This window comes from Actinomyces israelii DSM 43320 (assembly GCF_000711965.1).
Taxonomy (GTDB): Bacteria; Actinomycetota; Actinomycetes; order Actinomycetales; family Actinomycetaceae; genus Actinomyces; species Actinomyces israelii.
On the sequence record NZ_JONS01000081.1, the window covers coordinates 1 to 6,590 of the forward strand.

Below are 6,590 nucleotides of genomic sequence, written 5' to 3' on the forward strand. Positions count from 1 at the left end.
TGACGAGGGCGCCTCCATCGGCGCGCGGGCCGTGTGCGTCGCTCCGGTGCGCATCGGGGCGTGGGCCACCGTGGCCGCCGGCGCCGTGGTCACCAGGGACGTGCCGGCGCACGCGCTGGTCGCCGGCGTCCCCGCCCGTCGCGTGGGCTGGGTCGGGCGTGCGGGCCGGCCGCTGGTCGCCGTCGGCAACGACGGCGGGGCGCGGCGGTGGCGGGGCCCCGCCACAGGCGCGCTGTACGAAGAGTCCGAAAACACGATCCGAGAGGTGCGTGCCTGATGTCACGTGAGTTCATTCCGGCTGCCAAGCCGATTATCGGGGCCCAGGAGCGGGCCGCCGTCGATGCCGTCATGGCCTCGGGCATGGTGGTCCAGGGTCCGCAGGTCGCCGCCTTCGAGGAGGAGTTCTCCCGGCAGGTCGTCGACGGGGCCCACGCGGTGGCCGTCAACTCGGGCACCTCGGCCCAGCACCTGGCGACCCTGGCCAGCGGCCTGCCCGAGGACGCCGAGGTGATCGTGCCGTCCTTCACCTTCGCGGCCACGGGCAACTCGGTGGCGATCGCGGGCGCCCGGCCCGTGTTCGCCGACATCGACCCGGCGACCTTCACCCTGGACCCGGCCGCCGTCGAGGCCGCGATCACCGAGCGCACCGCGGCGATCGAGGTGGTCCACCTCTACGGCCTGCCGGCCAATATGCCCGAGATCATGCGGATCGCCGAGGCCCACGGACTGGCCGTCTTCGAGGACTGCGCCCAGGCCCACGCCGCCGCCATCGGCTCCACGCCGGTGGGCGCCTTCGGTGCGTGGGGGTCCTTCTCCTTCTACCCGACCAAGAACATGACCTCCCTGGAGGGGGGCATGGTCACCACCGGGGACGCCGAGCTGGCGCGCCGGGTGCGGCTGCTGCGCAACCAGGGCATGGAGAAGCAGTACGCCAACGAGCTGGTCGGGCTCAACAACCGCATGACCGACGTCGCCGCGGCCGTGGGCCGGGTCCAGCTGGGCAGGCTGGCCGGGTGGACCGCGCAGCGTCAGGCCAACGCGGCGGCGCTGGACGAGGGCCTGGCCGGCGTGCCGGGCGTGGTGACCCCCGCCGTGCCCGAGGGCTACACCCACGTCTACCACCAGTACACGATCCGCTTCGAGGGCGCCACGGGCGCCGAGCGCGACCGCATCCAGGCCGCCCTGAAGGAGGAGTGGCAGGTCGGCACCGGTGTGTACTACCCGATCCCCAACCACCGGCTGGACTCCCTGGCGCCCTACGCGCCGGGCGTCGAGCTGCCCGGCACCGAGAAGGCGGCCCGCGAGTGCCTGTCCCTGCCGGTCCACCCGTCCCTGTCCGAGGCCGACCTGGCGCGCGTCGCCCGGGCGGTCGCCGCAACCGTGAGCGCAGGAGCCTGACCCATGAGCGAGACAGCGAGTGCACCGACGACCACCCGGAACCTGCGCGTGGGCCTGATCGGCCTGGGCTCCATGGGGCGCCATCACGCCCGCGTCATCCGCGCCACCCCCGGCATGGAGCTCGTCGCCGTGGCCGACCCCGGCGGTGACCGCTTCGGCGTCGCCGGGGATCTGGAGCTGCTGCCCGACGTGGCCGCGCTCATCGACGTCGGCCTGGATGCCGCCATGGTGGCCGTGCCCACCGTCTACCACGAGGAGGTCGCCCTGGCCCTGGCGGAGGCGGGTGTGCCCACCATGGTCGAGAAGCCCATCGCGCACAGCGTCCAGGCCGGCCGCCGCGTCGCCGACGCCTTCGCCTCCCGCGACCTGGTGGGGGCCGTCGGCTACGTCGAGCGCTGCAACCCCGCCCTGCGGGCCCTGCGCGAGCGCCTCGACGCCGGTGAGCTCGGGCAGGTCTACCAGGTGCTGACCCGCCGCCAGGGCCCCTTCCCGGCGCGCATCAGCGACGTCGGCGTCGTCAAGGACCTGGCCACCCACGACGTCGACCTGACCGCCTGGGTGGCGGGCTCCCCCTACTGCTCGATCAGCGCCCAGGTCACCCACCGCTCCGGGCGCGCCAACGAGGACATGGTCGTGGCCAACGGCCTGCTGGCCAACGGCGTCATCGTCTCCCACACCGTCAACTGGCTGACCCCCTTCAAGGAGCGGGTCACCATTGTCACCGGGGAGAAGGGCGCCTTCGTGGCCGACACCCTCACCGGCGACCTCACCTTCCACGCCAACGGGACCGTGGAGTCCTCCTGGGACCAGGTCGCCAACTTCCGGGGGGTCAGCGAGGGTGACGTCATCCGCTACGCCATCCCCAAGCGCGAGCCCCTGGCCCTGGAGGCCGAGCACTTCCGCGACGCGGTGCTCGGCACCGGCGGCGAGGCCGTGACCATGGCCGACGGCGTGGCCACCCTGATCGTCGTCGAGGCCATCCTCGCCTCGGCCAGCGAGAACCGGGTGGTGGAGATCTGAGCCGGTCCGCCGCCCCGACGGGTCCCCGGGCGAGGCTGCTCGCCCGGGGGCGGGCCCTGCTTGCGGGCTCGCCCTTCCTGGCCCACGTCATGACGCTGGTGACGGGCACCGTCGTCGCCCAGGGGGTCGTCTTCGTCATGACGATGATCCTCACGCGCGTGTACTCCGCGCAGGACTACGGCCAGTTCACCCAGTACGCCTCGGTGGTGGCGATCATCGCCTCCGTGGCGGCCCTGCGCTACGACATGACCATTATGCTGCCCAGGCAGCGCTCCTGGGCGCTGGCCTGCGCGCGCCTGGGCATGGTCTGCGTGACCGTCACGTGCCTGCTCGCCATGGTCGTCTCCTTCCCCCTGCGCCCCTGGGTGTCCGCGCACTGGGGGCCGGGCGTGGCCGCGTGGCTGCCCATGGTGGGCGCGACGGCCTTCCTGCTGGCCTCCCTCCAGCTCCTGCAGTACTGGTACAACCGCGAGTCGGACTACAAGACGATCTCCGTCAACCGTGTCGAGCAGCAGATCGGGCAGACGGTGGGCCAGCTCGTCCTGGGTGCGGTGGGCATGGTCAGTGTCGGGGGTCTCATCCTGGGGCAGACGGTGGGCCAGCTGTGGGCCTTCTTCAACCTGGGCCACAAGGCGCGTCCCCTGCGCGCCCCCCTGCCGGCGGGCTCTCCCTCCCTGTGGCACGTGGCCCGCCGCTACAAGCGCATGCCCCTGCTCAACGGGCCGAACGTGCTGGTGGACGCCCTGCGCCTCAACGGCGTCAACCTGCTCATCGGCGCCTGGTCGGTGGAGGCCCTGGGGCAGTTCAACCTGGCCTGGCGGGTCCTGGAGGTCCCCCTGGCACTGGTCAACGGGGCCGTCTCCCAGGTCTTCTTCCACAAGCTCTCCACCCTCGAGCCCGGGCAGATGCGCCCGCTGGTGCGCCTGGTCATCAAGCGGATCCTCGTGCTGGCCCTGGCCCCCTTCGCGGCGCTCTACCTGGTCTCCCCGTGGCTCTTCCCGCTGCTGTTCGGCGCGCAGTGGTCGGACTCGGGCTACTTCGCGCGGGCCCTGACTCCCTGGCTGTTCCTGACCCTGGTCACCTCGCCCCTGTCCAACCTGTTCGTCGTGGCCGAGCGGCAGGACTGGATGCTGGGCTTCGCCGTCGTCTACGCGGCCGCGCCCCTGGCCTGGCTGTACTGGTCGCCGCTGGAGCTGCTGCCGACCACCTACGTGCTCGGAGCGATACAGGCGATACTTCTGATGGGGATGATCTTCATGGCGGACCGCGCCGCGGCTCACTTCGATACGCCCACCTGCAGCGTCTCAGACGGCCATCTACAGGAGGAAGCATGACCCGTAACGACCTGCCCCACAGCGCAGTTAGGGCGCTGCTTTTGCTCACCGATGCTTTCCCTTATGAGGTGGGCGAGGAGTTTCTGGAGCAGGAGATCGAGGATTTGTGTGCGGCCTACGACCATGTTGTCGTCGTACCGCTGCGGCAGAGGCCGAATGCGCGCCGGACTCGATGTTTACCAACCAATGCTACCTGTGCATTGTTGCCGACTCCGCGGGGTCCGAAAATTATGACTTTCTGGCAAAGCCAGGCCGTCTTGCGCGCTCCCCGCATCTTGCTCAGTCGCCCGCGTATGATCCAGACTGCCCCCTGGACATCCTTCGGGCGTTTTGGTATGGACATCCGCTTCGCCGCCATCACGCTGAGCGCATATGCAAGGTTGCGCCGTCTGTGGCCATCTTTAGGGCTCGACGACGCCGATCATGTGACCGTCTACTCCTATTGGTTCTTCACGGGGGCTGTTCTGGGCGGAATGCTGCGCCGCCGCGAGTTGGCTGGCAAACCAGTTCATGTGGTAGCCCGCGCGCACGCTTACGATGTTGATGAAAAAGATGCGCCGCGCGGGTACATCCCCGGCCGAAACCTCGTTATGGCCTCGGTGGACCGGGTCTACCCGATATCCGACTATGCGGCCAATTTCCTGCTTCGCCGTTTCCCCGATCAGGCCGAGCGGATCAAGGTGCGCCGCTTAGGCGTGCCCCCGGCCCCTTTCCGTCAGCGAAGGATTACCACCCCCTTTGCGCTCGTTTCCTGTAGCCATATGGCACCCTATAAGCGGGTAGGATTGCTTGTGGAGGCCGTGGCTGAACTCGAGCGTCGAGGCCGGAAGGTCGCTTGGACGCATATTGGTGAATTCGATCATGCTCGCCTGAAGGTCATGCGCGCTCGTGCAGTGCAATTGCTGACCACTACATCTTGGACGTTCACCGGGCATTTGTCTAATGTGCAGGTACGCGAGTACTACGCTACACAGGATTATTCCTGTTTCCTCAACGTCTCCGACGGTGAGGGCGTACCTGTTTCAGTCATGGAGGCTCAGGCTGCGGGCCTCCCTGTAGTTGCCACAGCGGCTGGCGGCACGGGGGAAATCGTGCTCGACGGTGTCAATGGGCGATTAATCCCCGTGAATACCACCGCCGCCGAGATTGCCGACGCCATCGAGTCCATCATGGATACGGGTTCAAGGGACTATGCGGATATGAGCGCTCAAGCTCGGTCCACATGGGCGTCCATGAGCGACGCTACCCGCCAGTACCCCCAGTTCGTGGACGGCCTAGTGGCTTTGGAGGGCGAACCGCCGCGAGACTGATATGGGGGTGCTTGCTGTCAAGTGGGCAGGGTGGGGTGGGCCCCCTGTTCCTGGTCTGGGATCGGGGGGCCCGCCTGGTCGTTCGCCGGTGTCTGCCGGGTTGCGGGGCGCGTGTGTCGTGGACGCGTGGTGGGTCTGATATGCGCGGGTCTGGTTGCCGCATGACCATTCTTCGGCGAGGGAGCTCGGCTGGTCTGGAGTGAGTGGTTTTTCTTGGACAGTGGGGGCCCGGTGTTCTGGTGGCGGGACAGGGTGGGGTTGTGTCGGGAGCGTGGTGCTCGGATGGGCTCGGGGTTGCGGGTTGTGCGTGAGAGCGTGGGTGAAGGGGTCGGAGGATCGTGTTGGTGTCTGCTTGTCAGTGGTCTGCCGGCGCAGAGGAGTGGTGGGCTGGGTGGGCGGGTAGTGCAGGGGTCATTCCGCCGTCCGGGGGTGAGGAGGGTTTCCGCGGCGGGTCGGCTGGGGCCCGGGGGGCTGCGCGCCTGGCAGTCCGCAGCGCCGGGAGTGGTGGTGCGGGCTGTCTGGAAGAAGCAGCGGCGTACTTCGCGAAGGGTGGGGGTGCGGAAGCGGCTCCCGGGGTAGGAGGCCACTGGTCGCCAGGGGCACGGCTGCCCGGCCTGTGCTGGTGTGCCGGCGGGGCCGGGGTGCCCGGGGGTCGGGCTACCGCGAGCCGGCGGGCCGGGTGTCGGCGGCTGCCACCAGACGACGCGGACTGGTCCTTTTCATCAGGACTGAGCTCGGTGCCTCGGACGGAGCCCTGCGGGTACCGGCGCGTCACCGCGGCCCTGCGGCCGCGGGGGCGCGGGCGCAGGGCCGCGAGGCGGTGCGCACCCGCCCGTGCGTTCCCAGGGCCCGCCAGGCCGCGGCCCCGCCGAGAGGGACCCGGCGCCACCGCCCGGGCCGCCGGGCCCGGAGTCTCGCGTCCCGGCCTGGTCAAGCGGGGCTCCCGCCGCCAGCAGGCCCGGGAGTGAGGTGGGTGGGCGGCATCCACCTGTATCAGAACCCGGGGAGGGACCCGATCTGTCTGGCGACCGTCCCCGGGCTGCTGCACCCAGAAAGCGGTCGGGTACGCCACTGGGGCGACCACGCGCGGCACCGGCCCCTGGTGTGCGAGGCGATCGATATGGCGGCCCGCAGGTGCCCGACGAGGAGGGACAAGACGATCTTCCGCCCCGCCCCGGGCCGCGGCAGCCCGGCACGCCTCCGCCCGGCTCGCCAGGCACCTGAAAGGCTACGGCACTCCTCCTTCGGTGGGCAGGACCGCGGGGCGTGCTGGGCGGGCGCCCGGGCGGAGGTCGGCGGGTGCGACCCTGAAGGAACGAAAGAGCCCACGCCAATGGTGCACCCCACCAGACGCAAGGCCATCAACGACACTGCCTCCCGGATCGAGCCCGGTACACAAGTCAGACGCGTCTTCACTCGGCGCTCGGGTACCGGACGCAGAGCGAGGCCGAACACGATCCGGTAAGCAGTAACAAAGCCGCCCGACCAACACAATCAACCACAGCCCGAGACACACCCAGCAGCCCAC

5 protein-coding genes are annotated in these 6,590 nt (G+C 69.7%); all 5 read left to right on the forward strand.

Features of this window, described 5'->3' with window-relative positions:
* Window positions 1-277, forward strand: a 277-nt coding sequence (locus tag O145_RS18775; RefSeq protein ID WP_043564420.1) for an LbetaH domain-containing protein, incomplete at its 5' end; no start/stop codon positions are given.
* On the forward strand, window positions 277-1,398 hold the full coding sequence (locus tag O145_RS14960) for a DegT/DnrJ/EryC1/StrS family aminotransferase (RefSeq protein WP_043564422.1): 1,122 nt from the start codon (window positions 277-279) through the stop codon (window positions 1,396-1,398). The genes O145_RS18775 and O145_RS14960, both read left to right, overlap by 1 nt.
* 3 nt (window positions 1,399-1,401) lie before the next feature.
* Window positions 1,402-2,418: a Gfo/Idh/MocA family protein gene (locus O145_RS14965; protein WP_052375265.1), complete on the forward strand. Its 1,017-nt coding sequence runs from the start codon at window positions 1,402-1,404 to the stop codon at window positions 2,416-2,418.
* A gap of 89 nt (window positions 2,419-2,507) precedes the next feature.
* A complete protein-coding gene (locus tag O145_RS14970; protein WP_084682671.1) occupies window positions 2,508-3,752 on the forward strand; it encodes a lipopolysaccharide biosynthesis protein in 1,245 nt (414 codons plus the stop codon).
* Window positions 3,749-5,062 carry a glycosyltransferase gene (locus O145_RS14975; protein WP_052375266.1) on the forward strand — a complete coding sequence of 438 codons (1,314 nt, stop codon included), beginning with the start codon at window positions 3,749-3,751 and terminating at the stop codon, window positions 5,060-5,062. Before O145_RS14970 ends, O145_RS14975 begins: the two co-directional genes overlap by 4 nt.
* The last annotated feature ends 1,528 nt before the right edge of the window (window positions 5,063-6,590 follow it).